Source organism: Pseudomonas sp. NPDC078416, assembly GCF_050268485.1.
In the GTDB taxonomy this organism is placed as follows: Bacteria; Pseudomonadota; Gammaproteobacteria; order Pseudomonadales; family Pseudomonadaceae; genus Aquipseudomonas.
The window spans coordinates 72,598-95,957 of record NZ_JBNNGV010000016.1; the positions used below are offsets into that span (position 1 = coordinate 72,598).

Below are 23,360 nucleotides of genomic sequence, written 5' to 3' on the forward strand. Positions count from 1 at the left end.
GGTTAGACGATCTGCGGGCCGATAAACGCCTGCGCGCCTGACTCGCCCAGCAGTCCGTTGACGAACAGGCGCGCCTGCCGGGTCAACTGGTCGATGTGCCGATCGCGCTGTTTCTCCGCATCGGTCATTGCGCGTTTGCCGTGCTGTTTCAACAGATAGCTGTGGATCTGCCGCACTTCCAGCGAGTTGTAGATCGGCGCGATGTCCAGCACCGCCAACAGGCCGTCGGTTTGCTGCTCGCGGGTGTTCATCAGCACCTGCGGCCCGCGCGCGCCCAATACCTGAAAGCCCAGGGCCTCGAACACCGGCACCTTCGCGACGAAGCAGGCCAGCTCGGCGTGGGGGTAGCGTTCGGTCATCTTCGTCAGCATGGCCCGCGCCACGCCCTGACGACGGCGCGCCGTCTGCACCGCCATGTACGCCACGGCGCACGCCTGCGGGTCCTGTTGAACCGGCAGATAGAGCAAAAAGCCGATAACGACGGAGGGATCCTCGGCGTCCAGCGCCACGATCAATTCCACCGCAATCCCCCGCGAGCCGTCCATCGCCTGCACGTACTGATGCACCTCATGGCCGACGCCGTATTGATACAGCGGGTACAACGGATTGCTCGGGGCAATGGCGACCATGCTGAGCTCGGTGACGTAATCAATCACCATCTGCATGATCTGGCTCTTGATCGATTCCGGTGGCGTGGCGTCGAGGCGCATGACAGTAAACGTGGGGCTGGGCATTGTGATCCTGAATTCGGGGTCGGGCGGTGGGTTCGAGCCGTGCATGATACCCGCGCATTGACTCCGTTATCGAACCCTGCCGCTAATGCGCAGCCCAGTGGGAAAGTCGGCGCTGGACGTCAGCGGCACCTCCCAGGCATTCGCTGGCGGAGTCACCCGGCACGCTCCGCTCCAGCGTGGTGACCGGCCTGCCGGGAGGCGAATAGAGCGTGATGCGCCGTTCTCCCGCTGGCAGAAACTCGATGCGGGTGCCGTCCTCCAGGTACAACGCCTCATCGGCGAACTTTCCATCCATCGCCTGGTAATAAGGTGGAGCGCTCAAGCACGTGCGCAGGTCGCCGTCCTCGAAAATTTCCACGTAGAAGGTGCCGCCGGCATGGGGGCCGGTCCAAAGGCCGGTGAGGTGTTGGGGCGGAGACGATGCGCTCACTGAGGTGTAATCCACTAACGACAGTCCAGATGTCCTGGTGTTGCTGCCGGTGCCAGTACAGCCCGACGCGCACAACACGAACGCCGCCCATAACAGCGTCAGTGTGGCTCGCGTCCTGCTAAACCGTTTATCCATAGTGAACTTCGACTTCCAGCACGTTATTGACTCGCAGGCTTGATGGAGTTCCGAGGACTTCCCTCGCTTATAAACCTGCTCTTAGTCTGAATGGGCTGTAAATGACTCTAGTACGCACCCACAGCCCTCGCAACTCTGAGCAATGGAATGCAGCCGCTGCGCGCATGGCCGTGTCCCTTTCAAGCGCACTTTACGTGCCCTTTCACCCGCCCTGATCAACGCCTGAACTCGCGCGAAGCCACGCCGTTCGCCATCTGAATGCTTTTCACCCGGGATCAGATCGTAAACAGGGCCTATGCTTGGAAGAGCGGGTGGTCAGTGATGCCGAAAAATTTCATCTAAACCGCAGGTCCGGGAGTTGAACCCCATATACGGCGCACAGTCCATGCACTACATCCCAAGGGGGAACATCGATGAATGACTTATCAAAAGCTTCAGGGCTGAGGCGTTTTACTTCCATCATTGCAGGCATCTTTGCCCTGTTTCTGATGGTAGGCGGCATCTGGCTGCTCACATTGGGCGGCTCTTTTTATTATCTGTTTATGGGCGTCGCGCTGCTGGTGTTCGCCGTTCTGTTGTGGCGACGTTCAGCTGCATCGCTCTGGCTGTATGGCGCGCTGATGCTGATCACCGTGGTCTGGGGCCTGTGGGAAGCCGGCACGGATTTCTGGGCGCTGGTGCCGCGTTTCGACATTCTCGGGGTGTTGGGTCTGTGGCTGCTGATCCCGGGCGTCACCCGTGATATTCCGGAGCGTCTGAAGCCGGGCAAAACCTTTTTATCCGCGACATTGGCGCTGGCGATCGTGGTGATGGTGTATGCCATCTTCAACGACCCGCAGGAAATCAACGGCAGCATGGCGACGGCGCAACCGGCGCAGCACCAGCCTGTCGAAGGCATCGCCAACGGCGACTGGCCTGCTTATGGCCGCACCCAGTCGGGCACGCGCTATTCGCCGCTCACCCAGATCAACGAAGGCAACGTCAAAGACCTTCAGGTGGCCTGGACCTTCAACAGCGGAGAATCGAAAACCGCCAACGACTCCGGTGAAACCACCAACGAACTGACGCCGATCAAGGTTGGCGACAACATGTACATCTGCACCACCCACCAGATCCTGGTGGCGCTGGACCCGGCCACTGGCAAGGAGAAGTGGAGATTCGATCCCAAGCTCAAATCCGATCCGTCCTTCCAGCACTTGACCTGCCGTGGCGTCGCCTACTTCGATCAGGCTGACACCACTCAGTTTGCGAAAAGCCTCGAAGGCACCCAACCGGTCGCCACCAGTTGCCCGCGCAAAGTGTTCCTGCCGGTCAACGACGGTCGCTTGTTCGCCATCAACGCTGACACCGGCGCACCGTGCGCCGACTTCGCCAAAAACGGCGAACTGGACCTGCTGCACCTGCAGCCCTACCCGTATCCGGGCGGCCTCGAACCCACCTCCCCGCCTGTCGTGACCGGCACCACCGTGATCATCGGCGGTTCGGTGACCGACAACCTGTCGGTGCACGAGCCTTCCGGCGCGATCCGTGGCTACGACGTCAACACCGGCGCGCTGAAGTGGATCTTCGACACCGGCGCTGAAGACCCGAACGCGATTCCGGGCGACGGCAAGACCCTGGTCAACAACTCGCCAAACGCCTGGGCACCGCTGGCGTACGACGCGAAAACCGACGTGGTCTATGTGCCAACCGGCAACCCGACGCCGGACATCTGGGGCGGCAATCGCACCCCGGTGATGGAACGTTATGCAAGCTCGATCGTTGCGATGAACGGTTCCACCGGCAAACTGGTGTGGAGCTTCCAGACCACCCACCACGACTTGTGGGACATGGACGTACCGGCTCAGCCAACCCTGGCCGACGTCAAAACCGGCAGCGGCGAAGCCGTCCCTGCGGTGTACGTGCCGACCAAGGCCGGCAACCTGTTCGTGCTGGACCGTCGCGATGGCAAGCCAATCGTGCCGGTCCATGAAATGCAGGTGCCCGCCGGTGAAGCCGCGCCTGGCGATCGGGTCAGCCCGACTCAGCCGCGCTCGGACCTTAACCTGACGTCGATTCAAACGCTGACCGACAAGGAAATGTGGGGCGCGACCATGTTCGACCAACTGGTCTGCCGCGTGATCTTCAAGCAGCTGTCCTACAACGGCCAGTACACGCCGCCGTCCGAGCAAGGCACGCTGGTGTTCCCGGGCAACCTGGGCGTTTTCGAATGGGGTGGCATCTCGGTGAACGCCGACCGTCAGGTTGCGTTGATGAACCCGATGGCCCTGCCGTTCGTGTCCAAGCTGATCCCCCGTGGCCCGAACAACCCACTGTGGCCTAAAGAAGGTGCCACCGGCAGCGGTACCGAAATGGGCATTCAGCCTCAGTACGGCGTGCCTTACGGCGTCGAAATCAACGCCTTCCTGTCGCCCCTGGGCCTGCCGTGCAAAGAGCCGGCGTGGGGCTATGTTGCCGGCGTCGACATGAAGACCCACGATGTGGTCTGGCGCAAGCGCATCGGCACCATCCGCGACAGCCTGAAAGGCATTCAACTGCCGCCGCTGAAAATCGGTGTGCCGATGCTGGGCGGGCCGATTTCCACGGCCGGGAACCTGATGTTCATCGCCGGTACGCAGGACAACTACCTGCGCGCCTACAACGTCACCAATGGCGATCTGCTCTGGGAAGCGCGCTTGCCGGCAGGCGGTCAGGCAACGCCGATGACGTATGAAAGCAACGGCAAGCAATACATTGTCATCATGGCCGGCGGGCATGGCTCGTTTGGTACCAAGATGGGCGACTCGTTGATCGCCTACGCCCTGCCGTCGAAATAATCGACCGCTGAGCGGCAAGTAAAAAGAGCCCGAGTGATCGGGCTCTTTTTTGCTCGTTTTTTGCCGCGCTGGCACGACGACTGTGTGAGTGGTAATTCTTGGCAACCCTTTCGAGATCTCAATATGAATCCCAATCCGCCAATCGATAACGCACTGCGCGTCGCGCTGGTCACAGGATCGACCTCCGGTATCGGCGCGGCCATTGCACGTACCCTGAGCCGGGCGGGTTATGCGGTGGTCCTCCATTCGCGAAACTCTGCGGATACAGGTCGCGCTATGGCTGCCGAAATGAAACAGGCGGTCTACGTGCAAGCTGACCTTGCCGTTGAAGCTGACAGGGTCAGGCTCGTTAAGGAGGCGATCGCCGCGTGGGGTCAGCTCGATGTACTGGTCAATAACGCCGGCATCAGCAGAGTTATTCCGCACAGCGATCTTGCCTCGGCCACGTCGGCGGTGTGGCACGAACTTAACGAGATCAATGTGGTGGCGCCGTTCCACCTGGTCGCATTGGCCGAATCCGCATTACGCGATGCCGCTCGCTTCCGTCGCGCAGGTAGCGTTGTAAACATCAGTTCCCATGCGGGTGTCCGGCCCAAGGGCGCATCCATTCCCTACGCGGTGAGCAAAGCGGCGCTCAATCACATGACCCGCCTGCTGGCGGTGTCACTTGGGCCAGACATTCGCGTAAATGCTGTGGCGCCTGGCCTGGTCGATACGCCTCTCACCGCAGAGTGGACAACTGCCCAGGCGTTGTGGCGAGATCGCGCGCCAATGCGCAGGGCAGCCAGCCCGGACGACATTGCAAACGCTGTTGTCATGTTGGTTGATTCAGACTACTTGACCGGTGAGATATTGCTGTCAGACGGCGGATTGAATCTGACCTAGGATCCGCGCTCTGCGCAGGGGCGGCGCGAGAAGCGGCTGCGGGGCCTACCCTTATTGAAAAAGCCAAGGCACGATACCCACTGACATTGAAGTGGACACCACGACTTGGCCTCATCAGGACGGGAAAATCGCGTGGCCCGCCGGTGTAAGTAATGGCGGGCGCCTGGACCTTAGTCAGTCTCGATCACACCCGTCATCGCCGTATAACGACTCTGCGGGTTCTTGAGCTTGTCGAGCACCTCGTCCGGCGTGGACTCGCGGAACACCACCATGTGCCCCACCTCCTCGCCGCCTTCGGTGACGCGCTCGATGTCGTTGATCATCCAGGTTTTCAGCTCTTCCACGCTGATGCCCAGTTGCTCGGCGACCTGACCGTGGAAGCGCTCTGCGTCGTATTGATTGAATTCGTCGTTGTTCATGGCCTTGGCCTCCTTTAGCGGGTGTAAGTCTGAGGCCGCAGGCGGCGCGCACAGTTCACTCGGTTATGACCCGCGGTGCTCAGCGCCATGATCAACCCAGTTTTTAGCGCGCGCGGGGCCCGGCCATCCATGGGCTGTATTCGAACGCTACCGCGCCTCTGGACACGCCGGTTTCATCCACGGAGAAACCCGGCATCTGCGCAATGTCGAGATGCTTGCACTGCTCGGTCAGTCGGCTTTGCAGAACATTGTCGTAGGTGAAGGCCTCCGGCCGTTCGCGGTGGCGTTCGAGGTTGACGACGCATTCCTGAACCCTGCCCTGCTTGTTCGCCAGATACTCGAAGGTGACCACGCCAATGCTGCCGGGCGGTGATTTCATCAGTGTCCGCTCGGCGAAATACCGGCCCTGCGCGTATTGCTGATACCGGGGCTGCATGGACAAGCGCTGGATATCGGTCATTGGCACGTAGATCAAGGGGGCGACGACTTCCACGTTGCCGTCCTTGTTCAACCGGTCCCCGGGTACGATCGGGAACACTGCGCTCCAGCACACCTTTTTTGAAAGCTCGGCCACCGGTGCATTTGCCGTGGCAAGGCCCGTGGCCTGGGTTTCGCAACTGAAGACCTCGTTGTTGCGATTGAGCTTGATGAGCAGGCGGACCTCACCCGTCAGGCCTTCGCTGTTGGCCTCTAGCGCTCTATTTCCGAGAATGGACTGGAAACGCGTGACGAAGGTATGGAATTGCTGCTTCTTGATTTCTTCCGGGCTCGGGACGGCTGGGGCGGAGGCGGCGGCAGGAGACCCCACCTGACGGGACTCACAGGCCGTCAGGGCACAGGCCATGCTGGCGATCGCGGTCAAGCGGAGCGAGGGGGATTTGGGGCGAAGTAATGACAGGCGGGACACAAGCAGAGCAGGAAACATTGATCATCCTTGAACGACACAGAATAAAGCGCGCGAAGATACAGTTGCCCAGCGCAGTGCGTCTACGGGGCACACCGCGAACTGGATGACACACACTATGCGACACCTCAGTAATCACGTCGGGTATAGACCGTAGGAGCCGGCTTGCCGGCGAATGCGTAGTGTCAGTCAACATATTCACGGCTGACCCACCGCGTTCGCCAGCAAGCCGGCTCCTACAGAGTGGGGTTGTGTGTCTTCATGGGTGAGATGGGCTTGGCCGGGAAGGCATCAGCGTTTACGCCATAAATCAACAACCGACAACCGACCTCCGCCTTCGGCCAACGGCATGCGACAATCACGCACCGAACACCGTCGGTCCTATGACGGTCTGATGCAGAGACTTTTGCGCGGATGAACCCGATGATCAATGCCCTCGTATTTTTCGCAACCGTGATCGGCATGGAGGGCTTTGCCGTGTTTGCGCACAAGTACATCATGCACGGTTGGGGCTGGGGCTGGCACAAGTCGCACCATGAGCCGAGAACCGGCTGGTTCGAGAAGAACGATCTGTATGCCGTGGTGTTCGCCGGGTTCGCCATCGTGCTGATCGCGCTGGGCACTGCGGGAGCGCACCCGCTGGAATGGATCGGCGCGGGCATGACCGCTTACGGCTTTCTGTATTTCGTTGCCCACGACGGGCTGGTGCACAAGCGCTGGCCGTTCAAATACGTGCCGCGCAATGGCTATCTCAAGCGCCTGTACCAGGCGCATCTGATGCACCACGCGGTGTCGGGCAAGGAGCGTTGCGTGTCGTTCGGCTTTCTCTACGCGCCGAGCGTCACTCGTTTACGCGCCCAGCTTCGACGCTTGCATGACGGCCCGTTGCACAAATCCGACCCGGACGTTGCCACAGGTTCGCAGGCCGCGCCGGCCAGTGCCGACCTCGAGACGCGCTAGCCTTCCACGCCCCCACTAACACCAGACGCAGCTTGTCCAGCTTGCTGGTCGACACCCGCGCATCCCACGCCCGAGCGCCGCGCTGCCTGACCTTCACACCGATCTCGCGGTAGACGCACCCCGCCGTCGCCACCGCCCAGGCCGAGCGCCACGGCAGCGCGGTCAGGCCGGCGTTGGCGCTCTCGTAGTACGGCTCGGCCATGTTCACCAAGCGCTTCGCCAGCACCGCCACTGCCGGGCGAAACTCCGGCGCTGCAAGGCGATCGTGGGGAATGCCCAGCTCATCCAGCCACTCACTCGGCAGATAGCAGCGGCCCACCGAGGCGTCTTCAACGATGTCCCGGGCGATGTTGGTCAGTTGAAAGGCCAGACCCAGATCGCAGGCGCGGTCGAGGGTCGCCTCCTCACTCACGCCCATGATCTGCGCCATCATCAAGCCAACAACGCCGGCCACGTGATAGCAGTACTCTAGCGTGTCCTCGATGCACCGGTACTCGCGCTGGCTGACGTCCATCGCGAAGCCGTCCAGATGCTGCAGGGCGTAACGCTGCTCGATGCCATGGCGCAGAACAACCTCCCGGAACGCCTCGAACGCCGGACTGTGGGTCGGCGTGCCGGCGTAGACGGCGTGGGTCTGGGCGATCAGCCGTTGCAGGCGCTCGGTGACTTCCTGCTGACTGACCACCGACGCCGAGTGTCCCGCTTCCTGACCGTCAATGACGTCGTCGCAATGCCGGCACCACGCGTAGAGCATCACGGCGCTGCGACGCGTGACCGGGTCAAACAGGCGTGATGCGGCGGCGAAGCTTTTCGAGCCGACTTCGATGCTTTGGGTGGCGTGGTCGAGCAGCGCCTGATCGGCGACGCTCATGCGTGCAGGTCCTCCAGCATCAGCCCGGCCGTGGCTTTGGCCGAACCGATGACGCCCGGCACACCCGCGCCCGGGTGCGTGCCGGCGCCAACCAGGTACAGATTGCTCAGGCTCGCGTCGCGGTTGTGGGGGCGGAACCACGCGCTCTGGCGCAGGATCGGCTCAAGGGAAAATGCCGAACCGAGGTGTGCGTTGAGCTCGCCCTTGAAATCCTGCGGCGTGAAGATGCGGCTGGTGACCAGGTCCTCACGCAGACCCGGCATGTAGTACTTCTCCAGATACGCGAAGATGCGATCGCGGTAGCGCGGCCCCTCCACTTCCCAGTCGATATCGGCATTGCCCAGGTGCGGCACCGGCGACAGCACGTAATGGCTCGAACAGCCCGGTGGCGCGAGGCTCGGGTCGGTGATGCACGGCGCGTGCAGGTACAGCGAGAAATCTTCGGCCAGCGCCGCGCCCTTGAAAATTTCCTGAATCAGCGCCTTGTACCGCGGGCCGAAGCACACGGTGTGGTGCTGCAACTGGGGCTGCGGGCGCTTGAGCCCGAAGTGGATGACGAACAGCGAATTGCTGAAGCGCTTGCCCTTCAATCGCGCCCCTTCCTTGACCCCGCGCGGATGGCCGCCCAGCAGCTCGGCGTAGGTGTGCATGACATCGGCGTTGGAGGCCACGCAATCGGCGTTGATCTGCCGGCCATCCTTGAGGCGCACGCCCGTCACTCTCTGGGCACTGGTTTCAATGCTGGCAACATCCGCGTTCAGCTCGACGCGCCCGCCGATGTCCTCGAACAGCTTGACCATGCCCTGCACCAGCGCACCGGTCCCGCCCTTGGGAAACCACACGCCCCACTGGCGTTCCAGGGCATGAATCAGCGTGTAGATGGAAGACGTGGCAAACGGATTGCCGCCGACCAGCAGCGAGTGAAAGGAAAACGCCTGGCGCAGTTTGTCGTCCTCGATGAACTGCGACACCATCGAATACACGCTGCGCCATGCCTGCAACTTCGCCAGCTGCGGGCCGGCCTGAACCATGTCGCGGAAGGACAGAAACGGCACTGCACCGAGCTTCAGATAACCTTCCTGAAAGACCGCCTTGGAGTACGCCAGGAAGCGCTGATAACCGGCGACGTCCTTGGGGTTCAGTGCCGCGATCTGGGTGTCCAGAGACTGCTGGTCGTTGGCGTAATCGAACTTCGTCCCGTCTTCCCAGCACAGGCGGTAGAACGGCGACACGGGCAGCAACTCGACGTAATCCTTGATGGATTTGCCGGCGGCGGTGAACAGCTCTTCGATGGCTGTCGGGTCGGTGATCACCGTCGGTCCCGCGTCGAAGGTGAAACCCTGATCTTCGTAGACGTAGGCGCGGCCGCCGGGCTTGTCGCGTTTTTCCAGCAACGTCGTCTGCACGCCCGCCGCCTGAAGCCGGATGGCCAGGGCCAGGCCGCCGAAACCGGCACCAATCACAATTGCGCTTTTTGCTTGAGTCATTTCAATTCTCGTTGTGCTTAGGCAGGTGATGCCTGGCCTGGTAGTGCCTGGGCAGGTAACGGACAGCGGCTTTGACCGCCTCGTTGATCGGTACGGGCGGTTTGCCGGTGAGCACGCGCAGCTTGTCGGCCAAGGTACTGCGCCCTGCATAGAAACGGCTGATCAAGCCTTCGGACAGGCCATAGAAACGCTGCATCACCTGCCAGCGGTTCGAAGGACGTCCGGCCAGAAACAGCATGCGGTTGAGCAGCCGGTAGAAACGCTGGGATCGCCAGGCTTGCTGCGCGATGGCGCGGATGCCTGCGTCCAGTGATGTGGAATCAATAGTGGGTTCAGCGGCAATCCACTCCGCCAGCCGCACCGCATGGGGCAGCGAATAGCCGGTGGTGCAATGAAAAAGCCCGGCGCGCAAACCGGAACGTGGCTGCCCCGCCGCCTCGCGCCAGAAGCCCGCGAAATCTCCGGCCAGGGTGATTGGCAACACGCCCTGCTCTTCGCGCAGGCACTCGGCAATCGCCCAACCCTGTTCGGCGGCGTAATCGGCAATATGCTGACGAAGCTGGTCAGCGGAAAACGAATGCTGGTCGACGTAATGGGTGTCTTCGATCAGCAACGTGTCGGCTGAAAAAGGCAGCACGTAGACGAAGCGGTAGCCCTCACTCTGCGTAACGCGGGCGTCCATGATGATCGGCGCGGTCAGGCCATGGGGCGCCTGCAAGCGCAGCAACTGTCCCAGGAAGGCCTGCTGCCCCAACACCATGTGCGCCGTGGCCTGCACACCGCGGCCGTCGATCACCGCGCGGGCCTGAAGCCGCTCGCCGCCGTCCAGCACCACGGCGTTCGGCGTGAGCTCGGTGATGCGCCGGCCGGTGAGCAGTGCATCGCCCAAGCCGGGCTCGATGACCTCGGCAAAGCGTTCCGAGGTCATGCTGGCGTAGCCACTGTTCAACCGTCGCGAGCGTTGCGGGAAGTGCACGTCATAGGCCGACCAGCGCTGCACCACCAAGGGCTGCAGCCACTGATGCTGCTCCGCCGTGAGGTCGCCTTCGTGGTAGGACCATGTGTGGTTGCCGCCCAGATGCGTCTGCTCTTCGATGCACAGCACCCGCAGCTCCGGCCGCCGCTGTTTGAGGCGCCAGGCGATCAGCCCGTTCGCCAGTCCGCCACCGGCGAGAATCAAGTCATACGTCATGGCAACTGCCTCGCCAGCACCGGCTCGCCCGTGCGCACCACGGCTTCGACAATGTCGGCGGCGCGAGACGTGCCGCCAGCGTTCGCCAGCTCGGTCGCCAGTTGATCAAAAGGTTCGGTGGACAGCCCGCGCAGTTGGGTGAGTCGCTCGCGAATCTTCCCTGCCCCGGCGCCGCGCCGCAGTTGCAGGCCAATCCCGGCGTGGGTGACGCGCGACGCAACGCCCGGCTGATCAAACGCGATGGGCATGACCAGCATCGGCGTGCGCGCCACGATGGCGTCCATGACCGTGTTCAGCCCGCCGTGGGTCACCACCGCATCGGCGTGTTGCAGCGCCCATTGTTGCGGCGCGAAATCCGTCACCCAGGTCGCGCCGGCCTTGATCAGCCGCTGCTCTTGCCGGGCATCGAGCCCGCCGCAATGGGCGACCAGCAACTGCGCATTCAATTGCCGGCTGGCCGTGGCGATGCGTTTGAACATGTCGTACCGACTGCCCTGCAGCGTGCCGAGGCTGGCGAAGATGAACGGCCGGGCGGGGTCAATCGGCCAGTCACCCGATTGCTCCGTTTGAGGCGGCCGCAGCGGCCCCACCGCGTGAAAATTCGCCGGTGGATGCTGACGGGGGAAATCAAAGCCCGGGATGGTCTGGCTGATTTGCGCATAGGGCGAGAGGCATTCATGCAATCCGTCGCGGGGCTCGATGGCCAGGCGGCGTGACGCATCACGGAGCACCTTGCTCAACGGCCCCATCAGCCAGTCGTACACCTTGCGGCTGCCTTCGAACATATGCTGACTGCGTTCATCGGTGGCGTAGGCAAAAGGCATCACCGGCAGCGGCAGCTGGGGTTCGCGGTTGACCGGCAAGGCGCAGGCCACCGAGACATACGGCAAGCCCAGCCCTTCGGCGACCATCCCGCCCGCCGCTTCCATCTGGTCGCACAGCAGGGCATCGATCTGCCGCACCGCCAGCGCGGAAGGCAGCTCGGCACACAGCATACGCGTGGTGCCGCACAGGTCGCGGATCACACGGCGCAGGCGCAATGGATTGTTCGAACAGGCGGCACGGCGCAGCGCCGCTTCAAGACTTCCCGGCGGATGAGTGAGGGCGCCAAGGGCATGAAAACCGATGCGCGGATCGGTCAGCCAGCGACGGGCATCGGCCTGCTGGAAAAAGGTGACCTGATGGCCCCGGTCGATCAACGTCCCGGCCAACGCCTGAAACGCCTGAAAGTGGCTGTAGAACGCCGGCGCCACAACGGCAAAATGCGTCATGACAGTAACGACTGCAGGGTGTTGGGCGCCAGCAAACGGGCGTTGCGCAACGCGCGAAGATTCTCTGAACCGGTGCAGAAACAGGCGATGCGCAACTGGCGGATGACGATGTCGAAGTGTTCGATGACGGCAGCGGTGGACAGCGTCGCATTGCGCAGCACGCCCGCGGCCTGACCCACAACATCCGCGCCCAGCCGAATGGCCTTGGCCACGTCGATGCCATTGTGAATGCCGCCGGAAGCAATCAACGGCGTGTCCGGGAGCGCCTGGCGAACCATGGCCAGGCTGACGGCGGTGGGGATGCCCCACTGCGCAAACGCCATGGCGACTTCGCGATCGGCCGGGCTCTCTGCGCGCTCGGCCTCGACGGCGGCCCAACTGGTGCCGCCCAGTCCGGCGATGTCCAGCACCTGCACCCCGGCTTCCACCAGCGCCAGCGCCACATCGGCAGACAGCCCGGCGCCCACTTCCTTGACCACCACCGGCACGCCGACACTGAGCACCACGCGGTGGATGGCGTCGAGAATGCCCTGCCAGCGTCGGTCCCCACCCGCTTGAACCGCTTCCTGCAAGGGGTTCAGATGAATGATCAACGCGTTGGCCTGCAGCATGTCGACGGCCCGCCTGGCCATGTCCAGGCCGTCAGGCTCGATTAACTGCGCGGCGCCGATATTGCTCAGCAGCGCGATGTCCGGCGCCAGACGCCGCAGTTCGCGGGTCAGGCCCTGATCACCGCCGCTTTGCAAGGCCACCCGCTGGGAGCCTACGCCCATGGCGATGCCCAGCTCCTGGGCGGCTTCGGCCAGATGACGGTTGATCGCGGTGGCCCGGTCGGCGCCGCCGGTCATGGAACTGATGAGCAGCGGCGCCCGCAATGCAATGCCCAAGAGCGAGCTGCTCACGTCAACGTCGTCCAGATTCAACTCCGGCAGCGCGCAGTGTTCGAAGCGGATGTCGTCCAGTCCGGAGAAGGAGGAACGCACGCTGGCGCGCCTGTCCAGCACGATATCGAGGTGATCGTCTTTTCGACGACCCATATCGCTGTGAGTCATACTCGCTCCATGCAGCTGAATTATTGAACCGGCTATACGGTCTTCTGCAGACGCAATCTTGTACAAAACCGATTTTCCTGTACAACTTTGCCGTATCTTGAGGCATTTAGAAACAGCAGTTGTTCCGTGACGACCGGCCCCGCACCCCCTCACCGGTCCGCGACGAACAGTATTACCGCTAAAGCATAGGGAAAGACCGATGGCAGGTAACGTCGACACAACAATCAAATCGGGCTTTGCCGGGCGACTGGGAGACGTCCGGGCGGCCATCGAAACGCGGCTCTCGGAGCTTCTGCCCGAATCCGGCAACGAGCGCGATCTGGTGGCGCTGGCCATGCGTGAATCGACGTTGGCACCGGGCAAGCGCATGCGCCCGGTGCTGTTGGTGCTCGCCGCTGAAGGGCTGGTGGAGGAAGGCCGTGAAAACAGCCGCACGATCAGGCGTCAGGCCGTGGACCTGGGCTGCGCCGTCGAGATGATCCACGCCGCATCGCTGGTCCTCGACGACATGCCCTGCATGGACAACGCGTCGCTGCGGCGGGGTCTGCCCACGGTCCACCTGAAGTTCGGTGAGGACGTGGCGATTCTGACCGCCATCGCCCTGCTCAGCCGTGCGTTCGGTGTCGTGGCCAGCATCGGCGACCTGGCCGCCACCACGCGCACGGAACTGGTCGAAGTGCTGGCCAATACCGTCGGCATGCAAGGTCTGGTGCGCGGGCAGTTTCAGGATTTGCGCGACGGTCAGCGCAGCCGTGACGCAGACGAGATCGCCCTGACCAACAACCTGAAAACCGGCGTGCTGTTCGGCGCAATCATGGACATGGCGTGGCTGATCAGTGGCGCGCGGGAAGAACAGCGGCCGCTGCTGCAGAACTTCGCCATGGAGCTGGGCCAGGCCTTCCAGATGTACGACGATCTGCGCGACCGCTGTGCCGACAGCGACAAGGATCAAGGCAAGGACGACGGCAAATCCACGTTCGTTTCGCTGTACGGCGAGGACAAGGTCAAGCGGCAACTGGCGCTGCACCTGTCCAGCGCCGAGCAGGCGCTGCGTGAGGTCTACGGCGACGCCTCGACCATCGCAGGCTACCTGCGGCAGATCTTCGAGAAGGCCATGCTCACCGGCTAGCCGACTGCGAACCCAGTTTTGCGATGGCCTGCTTGAGTTGTTCGCCGTTGGAGAAGCGCTCCTGGCGGACGACGGCGCCGTTTTTCAGCGTCAGCCACTGCACGGTTTCGCGGTCGCCGTCATACGCCGAGGCGACCCGGGCGTCACGGTCAAGCAAGATGCGAAACTTGGCCGAACGCATGGCAGGCACTGCGACCATCTTTATCAGGGACGGCATCTTCTCGATGTCTGCCACGTACACAACGTGGCGCTGCTCCAGGTAACCCTCAGGATTGTTTTCCAGTGCGGCGTTGACCATCTTCGCCGCCGCCATGCTGCGGGCGATCAACAGCACCTGGGCCTGATCGTCCAGCGTGTAGGCCTTGTCGAACTGGTCGAGCAGCGTCCATTTGGCGATCGGTTGGGGCGCGTCCTGGGCGAATGCATTGAGACTGAGGAACAGAGCAAGGGCCGCAAATTGCCGCATGGTTTAAATCCCTTTAGCAGGAAAGATTGAACAAGGGTAATGCCTCGGCGGTGCGGGATGTGCCCGCGTCAATCGCCTTTCTGGAGCCAATGATGGCTCAACTGACGAGGCGTGCGCCAATTTACCAGCAAGCGGTCAGGCCGGTTTGCCTGTTATGGGTTGTGCAGGCGATTTCCCGGCTGAAGCCGGTCCCATGAATCGACCGCGTACCCCCAGTGGGATTGGCAAACCTCGACTGTGGGACCGGCTTTAGCCGGGAAGGCGTCGGCAGTCGCGCTGCAGAATTGATGGTGTCCACATTGGCCTCTTCCCGGCTGAAGCCGGTCCTACGAATCGACCGCGTACCCCCAGTGGGATTGGCAAACCTCGACTGTGGGACCGGCTTTAGCCGGGAAGGCGTCGGCAGTCACACTGCAGAATTGATGGTGTTCACACTGGCCTCTTCCCGGCTGAAGCCGGTCCCACGAATCGACCGCGTACCCCCAGTGGGATTGGCAAACCTCGACTGTGGGACCGGCTTTAGCCGGGAAGGCGTCGGCAGTCGCGCTGCAGAATTGATGGTGTCCACATTGGCCTCTTCCCGGCTGAAGCCGGTCCCACTGAAAACCAATCAGTCTCTAGGCCTAAGCGCCGCCACCGCTTCGATCTCGATCAGCATCCCGTCCAGCGCCAGGCGTGGGACGGGGATGAGTGTGCATACCGGCTTCATAGTGCATCCCCATGCGAGATCCGCCTGCTCGACCCACAGACGCAACCGTTCTTCCGAGTGATCAACCATCAGCAGCGTCAGTTTGAAGATATGGTGAAGGTCGGCCCCGCGGGATTGCAGCGCGGTGCGCAGGTTGGCGATCGCCTGGGCTGCCTGGTCGGCAAAGACCGGGGAAAGCTGGCCTTGGACATCCTCCCCGCCCTGCCCGGCAACAAACAGCCACTCGGCGCCCGGGGCAACGGCGGCGAGGTGGGAATAGGCGTTGGGGGCCGGATCGTACAAGCCTTCCGGGTTGTACAAGATGAACGGAGCAGCAGCGGGGGTTTGCGTCATGACGGCGATCCTGAACGTGAGAGCGCCCAGTTTCTGACCTCCACCTAAGTGGAGGTCAAGCAGGCGCCGACGTTTGAATCAATCCCCATCGCGTATCAATTCTCCAGCGCATACCGGCGGCAATGCTCCAGATAGCCTTGCTCGTGGCTGCCCACCAGATGCACGACGTTGCTCCACAGCCACGACGGCGCATCCAGGGTCTGCGAGCGGTTGAGTTGCAGTTCGCGCATCCACGACGAGCGCGTGGCCAGGTCCATCTGCCGGGCGTGGGCCAGGCCGACGACACGGGCCAGGTAACCGGCGGCTTTCATGGCTTCGCGCTCGCTCAACTGATCGAGCTCAAGCTTCATGTCCTGGGGCAGCAGCTCGCGGACGAAGAAGCCGTGATCCAGCATCCGCGTCGCGATCATCCGGTTGCCCAGACCTGGCGACAGATGCCGGGCCCCTTCCACCACACGCTTGCCGTTGTCCCGGGGCATGCCTGCCCGCGGGGTGCGCGGCGCGGCGGCAGCGACGGCTTCCTTGATGTCGAGCAGGCAATACTCCTGATCTTCATCGTCGCCCACGCTTAACAGAACCGCGTAGCGCAGCAGGCCCAGGGAACTGCACCCTTTCACCCAGTAGGCGCAATCAAGCATCTCGACGTGGTCATCCCTGGATCGGCCTTTGAGCGACGTCACCAGCGCATGAATCTCCGGCGTCGAGCACAGCTCTTTCAGGCCGTGACGCTCATCGCGGGACAACGACCAGAAATGCTTGCCCAGCGGAATGGTCGGCCGCGTGTCCTCGATACGCTCCTGGGCCAGGTGCTTCCAGGTCCTTTGAACGGCACTGCGCATCCCCGCTTTCACCTGAGCCGGGCGCGCAGGCTCTTGATCGTCGCCGTCTTCGAACGCCAGCTCGTAGCCCTGCATCATCTCTTCGAGCATTCTCGCGGTGGCGACGCCGGGCAGATCAGAGCCCCGGGCAGCGGTGGCCAGGGACAGGGCCAGACGCACCAGGTCGTGGGCCGGGTTACCGATCACGGTCTGATCCAGATCGCGGATGTGAATGTCGATGCGCCCTTTCGAATCGCCGGTGGGACCGAGATTACCGGCGTGACAGTCGCCGCAGATCCACACCGGCGGGCCGCTGGGCAGACGTCGGCCGGACTGGCTGTGAAGCCATTCGTAAAACTGCACCGTGCTGCCGCGCACATAGGCGTGGGCGGAACGGGCCATTTTCAGATTACGCAATTCGTTGAGCGGCTTGAGACGTGCGGAGGGTCGAGGGGTTTTCATGAACAATTCTTTGCAGGGAGATGTAGCGTTGACTCGCCCCGAAGAGAAATGTTGCGGAATGTTTCACGATTTGGGATGACGAGTTGTGATGTCAGAAATGATCCACCTCCGCCGACTGCCCCTTAGAACACAAACCCATGCCCCAACTCGCCCTCCATCCATTCGAGAAAGCGCCGCACCCTGGGAAATCCGGAGTGCGCTTTCGGGAATACCAGATGATGAGCCGCGACCGGGGCTGACAGCGCTTCGGGCGCGACCTCGACCAGCGCTCCGCTTGCCAGGTATTTCTGCGCCAGCAACGTGCTTTCGAGTGCAAAACCCAGGCCGTGGCTGGCGGCCTCGAGCGTCATGTACGAGCGGTCAAAACTCAACGCGTAAGGCTTTTCCGGGCGCGCCAGACCATGCTGGGCAAACCAGGCAGGCCAGCGCAGCAGCGTGGCTTCCGAGAGAATCAAATCCCGGTCCAGCAAGTCGGAGGCCTGAGCGACCGCACGCTGGCCGACGAGCTTGGGTGAAGCCAGTACGGCGAAGGTTTCGTTGCGCACCGTGCGCACTTCGAAGCTCGGCCAGTTCGGCTCGCCGTGGCGAATGTCGACGTCGATTTTGTCGCGACTGAAATGCAGCGACTCATAGGAGCACGACAGATTGATCTGAATGTCGGGGTGGCTCAGGCGGAAGGCCTCCAGTCGCGGCATCAACCAGAGCAGCCCGAAGCTGGGCGAGGAATGCAGCCGCAGGCAGTCGAGGCTGACGTCGCTGCCCGCCCGCTCCGTGGCGATGGCCAGGCTGTGCAGCAACCCGGAAATATCCTTCAGGTACTGCTCGCCCACCGGCGTCAGCGTGACCCCGCGCGCCGCACGCACAAACAGCTGGCGGCCAATCATCACTTCCAGCCTGGCGAGTTGATGGCTGACTGCCGAGGGCGTCAGGTCCAGCACTTCCGCCGCCCGCGCGACGTTTCCAAAGCGCGCGGTCTGCTCGAAGGCCTGAATGGCTTTCAGCGGTGGCACGCTGGCAGGTGCTTCGTCGATACGCCTCATGGGCCGGCTCCGGGTGAGTTCTTGTTATGTCGGGAGCCGACATTCAATCACCCCGAACGAGGCGTGACGAGTGCTGAATTTTTTTCAGCATCCAATGACTTTTGCGTCATTGCTCGACCCTTGCACGGAGCACAAGCTGATCCGGCCAGATATTTCGGACAGCGAAAAGGCTCGCTTCCCGCTGATCCAGCCCATAACAATAATCACACGAGATCACGCCCATGCTCCTTCAAGGCAAAATCGCAATCATCACCGGCGCCGCCTCCGCTCGCGGTATCGGTCGCGCCACCGCTGCCACCTTCGCTCAACAGGGCGCCCGCGTGGTCATCCTCGACCTCGACGAATCCGCCGCCCGCGACGCCGCCGCTTCCCTGGGCGAAGGTCACCTGGGCCTCGCCGCCAACGTCGCCGACGAAGCGCAGGTCAAACAAGCCGTCGCGCGGGTCATCGAACACTTCGGCCGCATCGACGTGTTGATCAACAACGCCGGCATCACCCAACCCCTCAAGACCCTCGACATTCGCCCCGGCGACTACGACAAAGTGCTCGACGTCAGCCTGCGCGGCACCTTGCAGATGTCCCAGGCGGTGATTCCGCTGATGCGCGAGCAAAAGGCCGGGAGCATCGTCTGCATGTCATCAGTGTCGGCGCAACGTGGCGGCGGCATTTTCGGCGGGCCACACTACAGCGCAGCAAAAGCCGGCGTACTGGGCCTGGCCAAAGCGATGGCGCGGGAGCTGGGGCCGGACAACGTGCGCGTGAACTCCATCGCGCCGGGCCTGATTCACACCGACATCACCGGCGGCCTGATGCAGGACGAGCGCCGCCACGCAATTATCGACGGCATTCCTCTGGGTCGCCTGGGCGCGGCACAGGATGTCGCCAACGCTGCGTTGTTTCTGGCCAGCGACCTGTCGTCCTACCTGACCGGCATCACCCTGGACGTGAACGGCGGCATGCTCATACATTGATGCCTTCTGCGCCGGCCGAGGCCGCCGGCGCTGTTCTGAATCGACGTTTCAGCCGCAGCTGACCATAAAAACAAGAGATCAGACCATCATGACTACCCTCTCCCTGGATGCGGTCGTTTCCGTCCGCACCAATGCCTACCGCAAAACCGCGTGGCGGCTGATGCCGTTTCTGATGCTGTGCTACCTGTGCGCCTACCTGGACCGGGTGAATGTCGGCTTCGCCAAGCTGCAGATGATGAACGACCTGGCCCTGAGCGAAGCGGTGTACGGGCTCGGCGCCGGCATGTTCTTCCTCGGCTATTTCCTCTGCGAGGTGCCGAGCAACCTGATCCTGCATCGGGTCGGTGCTCGCCGCTGGATCGCCCGCATCATGATTTCCTGGGGCATCATCTCCGCCCTCTTCGCTTTCGTTGAAACCGCCTGGCAGTTCTATGGCCTGCGCTTTCTGCTGGGCATCGCCGAAGCCGGTCTCGCACCGGGCCTGCTGCTCTATCTGACCTACTGGTTTCCGTCTTACCGCCGGGCGCGAATGACTGTGCTGTGGTTCATCGCCATTCCGCTGTCGGGAATGATCGGCGGGCCGCTGTCCGGGCTGATCATGACCCAGTTCGCCGGCGTGCACGGCTGGGCCGGCTGGCAGTGGATGTTTGTCATCGAAGCCATTCCCACCCTGATCGTCGGGCTGCTGGTGCTGAGTTACCTCAAGGACGGCGTGCACCAGGCCACCTGGCTCAACGACGAGGAAAAGGAGCTGGTCAACAAGGAGCTTGCCGAGGACAACAGCCAGAAAGTCACCCACGCGTCAGTCGGGGAGTTCATTCGTGATCGGCGCCTGTGGCTGCTGGCGTGCATCTATTTCTGCGTGGTCATGGGTCAGTACGCGATCACCTTCTGGCTGCCGACGCTGATCCGCAACGCCGGCGTCGCCGACCCACTGCACATCGGCCTGTTGACCAGCCTGCCGTACATGTGCGCCATCGCGGCCATGCTGTTGATGGGCCGCAGTGGCGACAAGCACCGCGAGCGGCGCTGGCACCTGGTGGCCCCGATGATCGCCGGCGCCATTGGCCTGTCGCTGGCGGCGTTGCTGGGGGGCAATCTGCTGCTGTCGGTGCTCAGCCTGTGCCTCGCCGCCTCCGGTGTGCTCTCGGCATCGTCACTGTTCTGGATGCTTCCGACCACGCTGCTGGGCGGGGTTTCCGCCGCCGCAGGGATCGCCGGCATCAACAGCTTCGCCAACCTCGCCGGCTTCTGCTCGCCATACCTGATCGGCTGGATCACCACCACAACTGGCTCAAGCGCCATCGGCATGTACCTGATCACCGGCGTGTTGTGCATCGGCGCCCTGCTGGTGCTGCGCATCCCCGCCGCGTCCGTCAATCGCTAATAAAAGGAGCCACTCACATGAACATCAGTCCATCGGGTCACGCCGCTTTGTCGCTGGCCCAGCGCGCCTTCAATATTCGTCGCCACGCCCTGCGCATGGGGCAGGTTCAGGGCCAGGGGTATGTCGGTCAGGCGTTGGGCGCGGCCGATCTGCTCGCGGTGTCCTACTTCCATGCCTTGCGCTATCAGCCGCAAGACCCCGAATGGGAAGATCGCGACCGTTTTTACCTGTCCATCGGTCACTACGCCATCGCGCTTTACGCCGCGTTGATCGAAGCCGAGATCATTCCGCTCGATGAGCTGGAAACCTACGGCTCCGATGACAGCCGCCTGCCCATGTCGGGCATGGCCGCTTACACACCAGGCATGGAAATCACCGGCGGCTCGCTGGGACACGGACTGGGCATTGCCGTCGGCGCGTGCCTGGGCCTCAAGCGCAAGCACTCCACCTCGTTCGTTTACAACCTGCTCTCGGACGGCGAGTTGAACGAAGGCTCGACCTGGGAAGCGGCGATGTCGGCCTCCCACTGGAAGCTGGACAACCTCATCGCGATCATCGACGTGAACAACCAGCAGGCCGACGGCCATTCCAGCGAAGTGCTGGCGTTCAAACCCATCGTTGACCGCTGGCAGGCCTTCGGCTGGTTCACCCAGCGTGTCGACGGCAATAACATCGACGCCCTGGTCAGCGCCTTTGACGCCGCGCGCAACCACGCCGGTGCGCAACCTCGGGTGATCATCTGCGACACCAAAATGGGCAAAGGCGTGGACTTTCTGGAGACCCGCGAGAAAACCCACTTCATTCGCGTCGATGAAAACGAGTGGGATCTGGCACTGGAAAATTTGCAACTCGGGAGAACGGCATGAGCGCACTGACCCACAACGAGCCCGGCAAGAAACGCCTGACGACGTCGGCGATGATTGCTTCGATTGCGTCCGAAGGCCAGGCCACACGCCCGGCGCCATTCGGCCACGCGCTGGCGGCCCTCGCCGAGCAACGCGCGGACATCGTCGGACTCTCCGCCGACCTGTCGAAATACACTGATCTGCACATTTTCGCCAAGGCCCACCCGGAGCGGTTCTACCAGATGGGTATGGCCGAGCAGTTGCTGATGAGCGCAGCGGCCGGCATGGCCCGAGAAGGCTTCGTCCCCTTCGCCACTACCTACGCGGTGTTCGCGTCCCGTCGGGCCTATGACTTTATCTGCATGGCCATCGCCGAAGAAAACCTCAACGTCAAGATCGTCTGCGGATTGCCCGGCCTGACCACTGGATATGGCCCGAGCCATCAGGCGACCGACGATCTGGCGATCTTCCGCGCCATGCCCAACCTGATGATCGTCGACCCTTGCGACGCGCTGGAAATCGAACAGGCAGTGCCAGCCATCGCCGCCCATCAAGGTCCGGTGTACATGCGCCTGTTGCGCGGTAATGTCCCGCTGGTGCTCGACGAATACGGCTACACCTTCGAGATCGGCAAGGCCAAGACCCTGCGCACCGGCAACGATGTGCTGATCATCTCCACGGGGCTGATGACCATGCGCGCGCTGGAAGCGGCGAAGGCACTGCAAGCCGACGGCGTCGATGTGGCAGTGCTGCACGTGCCGACCATCAAGCCGCTGGACGAGCAGACCCTTCTCGCCGAAGCGCGCAAACCCGGACGGTTGGTGGTGACGGCGGAAAACCATTCCATCATCGGCGGGCTGGGTGAAGCGGTGGCGACGGTGCTCTTGCGCAACGGCGTGACGCCGACGTTCCGGCAGATCGCCCTGCCCGACGCCTTCCTCGACGCCGGCGCCCTGCCGACACTGCATGATCGCTACGGGATTTCCACCCCGGCGGTGTGCGCGCGTATCAAGGCGTGGTTGTAAGCGCAGAACATCGGGGGGCTCTTCGAGTCCCCCCTCTTCGCCCAGGAGATTATTCGTGGACCCCGACCAACTGCTGGATCCCGAGTACCCCTTCTTTCGCGACGAAGTGTCCAGCGAATGGACGCTGAGCCAGCTCGCCGACATTCGCACACGTATCCACGCCACCTTCAAACCCGCCGGACTTGCGCGCGGTGAACAGCACTGGGTCAGTCAGCCCGCAGCCGCCCACACACTGCGGCTGTGCCTCTACCGACCTGGGAAAAGCGCTGATGCCCACGACCTCCCCGCGATTCTCTACGTGCATGGCGGCGGGTACGTGCTGGGTCGCCCGGAAATGGCCGACGACTACCTGGCGGATCTGGCGATTGAGTTGGGCGCCGTGATCGTTGCCGTCGATTATCGGCTCGCGCCGGAGCATCCGTTTCCCGCGCCGCTGGAGGACTGCTATCGCGGACTTGAATGGCTTCACCGAGAGCATGCTGCGCTGAGCGTCGATCCTGGCCGCATCGCAATCATGGGGCACAGCGCGGGCGGCGGACTTGCTGCGGCGTTGACACTGCTTGCCCGGAACCGTGGCGAGATTTCCGTCGCCGGCTCGGTGCTCATTTATCCCATGCTCGACCCTCGCACCGGCACCGCCGATGCACCCGTGCAAAACCCCGGCACCGGTACGTTCAGCTGGTCACGGGAGGCCAACCAATTCTGCTGGCAGTGCTACCGCGGCGAGTACCTCTGCAACGATGAGCAGGCGGCGCTGTTTTCTCCCGCGCTGGCCACTGACCTCAGCCACCTGCCGCCGAGCTTCATCGCTGTCGGTGCGTTGGATCTGTTCGTGGATGAAGACATGGCCTACGCGGGCCATCTCTCTCGCAGCGGCGTGCCCGTCGAGCTGCACGTTTATCCCGGCGTGCCGCACATGTTCGATCTGCACCCGGGCGGCGTGACAGAGCAGTGCAAGACGGATATCGTCCGCGCGCTGAGGAAAATGCTGGGGCTATGATCCGTCCTGCGGGGCAGCT

The 23,360-nt window shown here is 62.8% G+C and carries 22 protein-coding genes; 9 read left to right on the forward strand and 13 right to left on the reverse strand.

Translation table 11 applies throughout. The features are described 5' to 3' along the window. Window positions 1-2: 2 nt before the first annotated feature. Window positions 3-734, reverse strand: coding sequence for a GNAT family N-acetyltransferase (locus tag ACQKEN_RS15495; RefSeq protein WP_427686743.1), 732 nt, complete (start codon window positions 732-734; stop codon window positions 3-5). An 82-nt stretch (window positions 735-816) separates the two neighbouring features. Then, complete coding sequence (locus ACQKEN_RS15500; protein ID WP_427686744.1) at window positions 817-1,164, reverse strand: hypothetical protein; 348 nt, start codon at window positions 1,162-1,164, stop codon at window positions 817-819. 548 nt (window positions 1,165-1,712) lie between these two features. On the opposite strand from ACQKEN_RS15500, the gene ACQKEN_RS15505 reads away from it, so the two are divergent. Continuing rightward, complete coding sequence (locus tag ACQKEN_RS15505) at window positions 1,713-4,115, forward strand: glucose/quinate/shikimate family membrane-bound PQQ-dependent dehydrogenase (protein ID WP_427686746.1); 2,403 nt, start codon at window positions 1,713-1,715, stop codon at window positions 4,113-4,115. Window positions 4,116-4,238: 123 nt separating this feature from the next. Then, a complete protein-coding gene (locus tag ACQKEN_RS15510) occupies window positions 4,239-5,000 on the forward strand; it encodes an SDR family NAD(P)-dependent oxidoreductase (RefSeq protein WP_427686806.1) in 762 nt (253 codons plus the stop codon). A gap of 170 nt (window positions 5,001-5,170) precedes the next feature. On the opposite strand, the gene ACQKEN_RS15515 is transcribed toward ACQKEN_RS15510, so the two are convergent. Together ACQKEN_RS15515 and ACQKEN_RS15520 are read right to left on the reverse strand one after the other, a co-directional pair. Beyond that, the gene (locus tag ACQKEN_RS15515) at window positions 5,171-5,419 is read right to left on the reverse strand and encodes a hypothetical protein (RefSeq protein WP_427686747.1); all 249 of its coding nucleotides are present in this window, start codon (window positions 5,417-5,419) and stop codon (window positions 5,171-5,173) included. Window positions 5,420-5,522: 103 nt separating this feature from the next. Further along, window positions 5,523-6,344 (reverse strand): hypothetical protein, encoded by an 822-nt coding sequence (locus tag ACQKEN_RS15520; RefSeq protein ID WP_427686749.1) that lies wholly within the window; start codon window positions 6,342-6,344, stop codon window positions 5,523-5,525. A gap of 393 nt (window positions 6,345-6,737) precedes the next feature. Between ACQKEN_RS15520 and ACQKEN_RS15525 the strand changes: the two genes are divergently transcribed. Then, complete coding sequence (locus ACQKEN_RS15525; protein WP_427686751.1) at window positions 6,738-7,283, forward strand: sterol desaturase family protein; 546 nt, start codon at window positions 6,738-6,740, stop codon at window positions 7,281-7,283. On the opposite strand, the gene crtB is transcribed toward ACQKEN_RS15525, so the two are convergent. Genes crtB through fni form a run of 5 tightly spaced genes read right to left on the reverse strand, consistent with a single transcriptional unit; the run spans window position 7,165 to window position 13,156 of the window. Further along, window positions 7,165-8,154, reverse strand: coding sequence for a 15-cis-phytoene synthase CrtB (gene crtB / locus ACQKEN_RS15530; RefSeq protein ID WP_427686752.1), 990 nt, complete (start codon window positions 8,152-8,154; stop codon window positions 7,165-7,167). The two genes, ACQKEN_RS15525 and crtB, sit on opposite strands and share 119 nt — an antisense overlap. After that, window positions 8,151-9,641, reverse strand: coding sequence for a phytoene desaturase (locus ACQKEN_RS15535; protein WP_427686753.1), 1,491 nt, complete (start codon window positions 9,639-9,641; stop codon window positions 8,151-8,153). The genes crtB and ACQKEN_RS15535 overlap by 4 nt, the downstream gene beginning before the upstream one ends. A 1-nt stretch (window position 9,642) precedes the next feature. Next, window positions 9,643-10,833 carry a lycopene beta-cyclase CrtY gene (crtY, locus tag ACQKEN_RS15540; RefSeq protein WP_427686755.1) on the reverse strand — a complete coding sequence of 397 codons (1,191 nt, stop codon included), beginning with the start codon at window positions 10,831-10,833 and terminating at the stop codon, window positions 9,643-9,645. Then, the gene (locus tag ACQKEN_RS15545) at window positions 10,830-12,104 is read right to left on the reverse strand and encodes a glycosyltransferase (protein WP_427686757.1); all 1,275 of its coding nucleotides are present in this window, start codon (window positions 12,102-12,104) and stop codon (window positions 10,830-10,832) included. The genes crtY and ACQKEN_RS15545 overlap by 4 nt, the downstream gene beginning before the upstream one ends. Then, window positions 12,101-13,156, reverse strand: coding sequence for a type 2 isopentenyl-diphosphate Delta-isomerase (fni, locus tag ACQKEN_RS15550; RefSeq protein WP_427686759.1), 1,056 nt, complete (start codon window positions 13,154-13,156; stop codon window positions 12,101-12,103). The genes ACQKEN_RS15545 and fni overlap by 4 nt, the downstream gene beginning before the upstream one ends. Before the next feature lie 199 nt (window positions 13,157-13,355). Here fni and ACQKEN_RS15555 point away from each other — a divergent pair, with 199 nt between their 5' ends. Further along, window positions 13,356-14,285: a polyprenyl synthetase family protein gene (locus tag ACQKEN_RS15555; RefSeq protein ID WP_427686761.1), complete on the forward strand. Its 930-nt coding sequence runs from the start codon at window positions 13,356-13,358 to the stop codon at window positions 14,283-14,285. Here the strand turns inward: ACQKEN_RS15555 and ACQKEN_RS15560 are convergent. The 4 genes from ACQKEN_RS15560 to ACQKEN_RS15575 form a co-directional block, all read right to left on the reverse strand. After that, a complete protein-coding gene (locus ACQKEN_RS15560; RefSeq protein ID WP_427686763.1) occupies window positions 14,275-14,751 on the reverse strand; it encodes a hypothetical protein in 477 nt (158 codons plus the stop codon). The two genes, ACQKEN_RS15555 and ACQKEN_RS15560, sit on opposite strands and share 11 nt — an antisense overlap. 610 nt (window positions 14,752-15,361) lie before the next feature. After that, a complete protein-coding gene (locus ACQKEN_RS15565) occupies window positions 15,362-15,793 on the reverse strand; it encodes a RidA family protein (RefSeq protein WP_427686765.1) in 432 nt (143 codons plus the stop codon). Window positions 15,794-15,888: 95 nt separating this feature from the next. Further along, a complete protein-coding gene (locus tag ACQKEN_RS15570; protein ID WP_427686766.1) occupies window positions 15,889-17,073 on the reverse strand; it encodes a DUF2252 domain-containing protein in 1,185 nt (394 codons plus the stop codon). A gap of 122 nt (window positions 17,074-17,195) precedes the next feature. Next, window positions 17,196-18,113, reverse strand: coding sequence for a LysR substrate-binding domain-containing protein (locus ACQKEN_RS15575; protein ID WP_427686767.1), 918 nt, complete (start codon window positions 18,111-18,113; stop codon window positions 17,196-17,198). A gap of 221 nt (window positions 18,114-18,334) precedes the next feature. Here ACQKEN_RS15575 and ACQKEN_RS15580 point away from each other — a divergent pair, with 221 nt between their 5' ends. The 5 genes from ACQKEN_RS15580 to ACQKEN_RS15600 all read left to right on the forward strand — a co-directional run bounded on the left by ACQKEN_RS15580 (window position 18,335) and on the right by ACQKEN_RS15600 (window position 23,341). After that, window positions 18,335-19,084 carry an SDR family oxidoreductase gene (locus tag ACQKEN_RS15580; protein ID WP_108121780.1) on the forward strand — a complete coding sequence of 250 codons (750 nt, stop codon included), beginning with the start codon at window positions 18,335-18,337 and terminating at the stop codon, window positions 19,082-19,084. A gap of 88 nt (window positions 19,085-19,172) precedes the next feature. Then, the gene (locus tag ACQKEN_RS15585; RefSeq protein WP_178086367.1) at window positions 19,173-20,471 is read left to right on the forward strand and encodes an MFS transporter; all 1,299 of its coding nucleotides are present in this window, start codon (window positions 19,173-19,175) and stop codon (window positions 20,469-20,471) included. A gap of 17 nt (window positions 20,472-20,488) precedes the next feature. Continuing rightward, window positions 20,489-21,337 (forward strand): transketolase, encoded by an 849-nt coding sequence (locus ACQKEN_RS15590; protein WP_427686770.1) that lies wholly within the window; start codon window positions 20,489-20,491, stop codon window positions 21,335-21,337. After that, window positions 21,334-22,341 carry a transketolase family protein gene (locus ACQKEN_RS15595; RefSeq protein ID WP_074884811.1) on the forward strand — a complete coding sequence of 336 codons (1,008 nt, stop codon included), beginning with the start codon at window positions 21,334-21,336 and terminating at the stop codon, window positions 22,339-22,341. Before ACQKEN_RS15590 ends, ACQKEN_RS15595 begins: the two co-directional genes overlap by 4 nt. A 55-nt stretch (window positions 22,342-22,396) precedes the next feature. After that, complete coding sequence (locus ACQKEN_RS15600; protein ID WP_427686772.1) at window positions 22,397-23,341, forward strand: alpha/beta hydrolase; 945 nt, start codon at window positions 22,397-22,399, stop codon at window positions 23,339-23,341. Window positions 23,342-23,360 lie beyond the last annotated feature (19 nt).

What these genes read in the sequence shown, in the direction of transcription:
- ACQKEN_RS15520 (WP_427686749.1), bottom strand. Translation starts at nt 6,344, where the DNA reads ATGTTTCCTGCTCTGCTTGTGTCCCGCCTGTCATTACTTCGCCCCAAA.
- crtY (WP_427686755.1), bottom strand. Translation starts at nt 10,833, where the DNA reads ATGACGTATGACTTGATTCTCGCCGGTGGCGGACTGGCGAACGGGCTG.
- ACQKEN_RS15515 (WP_427686747.1), bottom strand. Translation starts at nt 5,419, where the DNA reads ATGAACAACGACGAATTCAATCAATACGACGCAGAGCGCTTCCACGGT.
- ACQKEN_RS15545 (WP_427686757.1), bottom strand. Translation starts at nt 12,104, where the DNA reads ATGACGCATTTTGCCGTTGTGGCGCCGGCGTTCTACAGCCACTTTCAG.
- ACQKEN_RS15510 (WP_427686806.1), top strand. Translation starts at nt 4,239, where the DNA reads ATGAATCCCAATCCGCCAATCGATAACGCACTGCGCGTCGCGCTGGTC.
- ACQKEN_RS15555 (WP_427686761.1), top strand. Translation starts at nt 13,356, where the DNA reads ATGGCAGGTAACGTCGACACAACAATCAAATCGGGCTTTGCCGGGCGA.
- fni (WP_427686759.1), bottom strand. Translation starts at nt 13,156, where the DNA reads ATGACTCACAGCGATATGGGTCGTCGAAAAGACGATCACCTCGATATC.
- ACQKEN_RS15505 (WP_427686746.1), top strand. Translation starts at nt 1,713, where the DNA reads ATGAATGACTTATCAAAAGCTTCAGGGCTGAGGCGTTTTACTTCCATC.
- ACQKEN_RS15590 (WP_427686770.1), top strand. Translation starts at nt 20,489, where the DNA reads ATGAACATCAGTCCATCGGGTCACGCCGCTTTGTCGCTGGCCCAGCGC.
- crtB (WP_427686752.1), bottom strand. Translation starts at nt 8,154, where the DNA reads ATGAGCGTCGCCGATCAGGCGCTGCTCGACCACGCCACCCAAAGCATC.
- ACQKEN_RS15570 (WP_427686766.1), bottom strand. Translation starts at nt 17,073, where the DNA reads ATGAAAACCCCTCGACCCTCCGCACGTCTCAAGCCGCTCAACGAATTG.
- ACQKEN_RS15575 (WP_427686767.1), bottom strand. Translation starts at nt 18,113, where the DNA reads ATGAGGCGTATCGACGAAGCACCTGCCAGCGTGCCACCGCTGAAAGCC.
- ACQKEN_RS15595 (WP_074884811.1), top strand. Translation starts at nt 21,334, where the DNA reads ATGAGCGCACTGACCCACAACGAGCCCGGCAAGAAACGCCTGACGACG.
- ACQKEN_RS15560 (WP_427686763.1), bottom strand. Translation starts at nt 14,751, where the DNA reads ATGCGGCAATTTGCGGCCCTTGCTCTGTTCCTCAGTCTCAATGCATTC.
- ACQKEN_RS15535 (WP_427686753.1), bottom strand. Translation starts at nt 9,641, where the DNA reads ATGACTCAAGCAAAAAGCGCAATTGTGATTGGTGCCGGTTTCGGCGGC.
- ACQKEN_RS15565 (WP_427686765.1), bottom strand. Translation starts at nt 15,793, where the DNA reads ATGACGCAAACCCCCGCTGCTGCTCCGTTCATCTTGTACAACCCGGAA.
- ACQKEN_RS15495 (WP_427686743.1), bottom strand. Translation starts at nt 734, where the DNA reads ATGCCCAGCCCCACGTTTACTGTCATGCGCCTCGACGCCACGCCACCG.
- ACQKEN_RS15585 (WP_178086367.1), top strand. Translation starts at nt 19,173, where the DNA reads ATGACTACCCTCTCCCTGGATGCGGTCGTTTCCGTCCGCACCAATGCC.
- ACQKEN_RS15580 (WP_108121780.1), top strand. Translation starts at nt 18,335, where the DNA reads ATGCTCCTTCAAGGCAAAATCGCAATCATCACCGGCGCCGCCTCCGCT.
- ACQKEN_RS15525 (WP_427686751.1), top strand. Translation starts at nt 6,738, where the DNA reads ATGAACCCGATGATCAATGCCCTCGTATTTTTCGCAACCGTGATCGGC.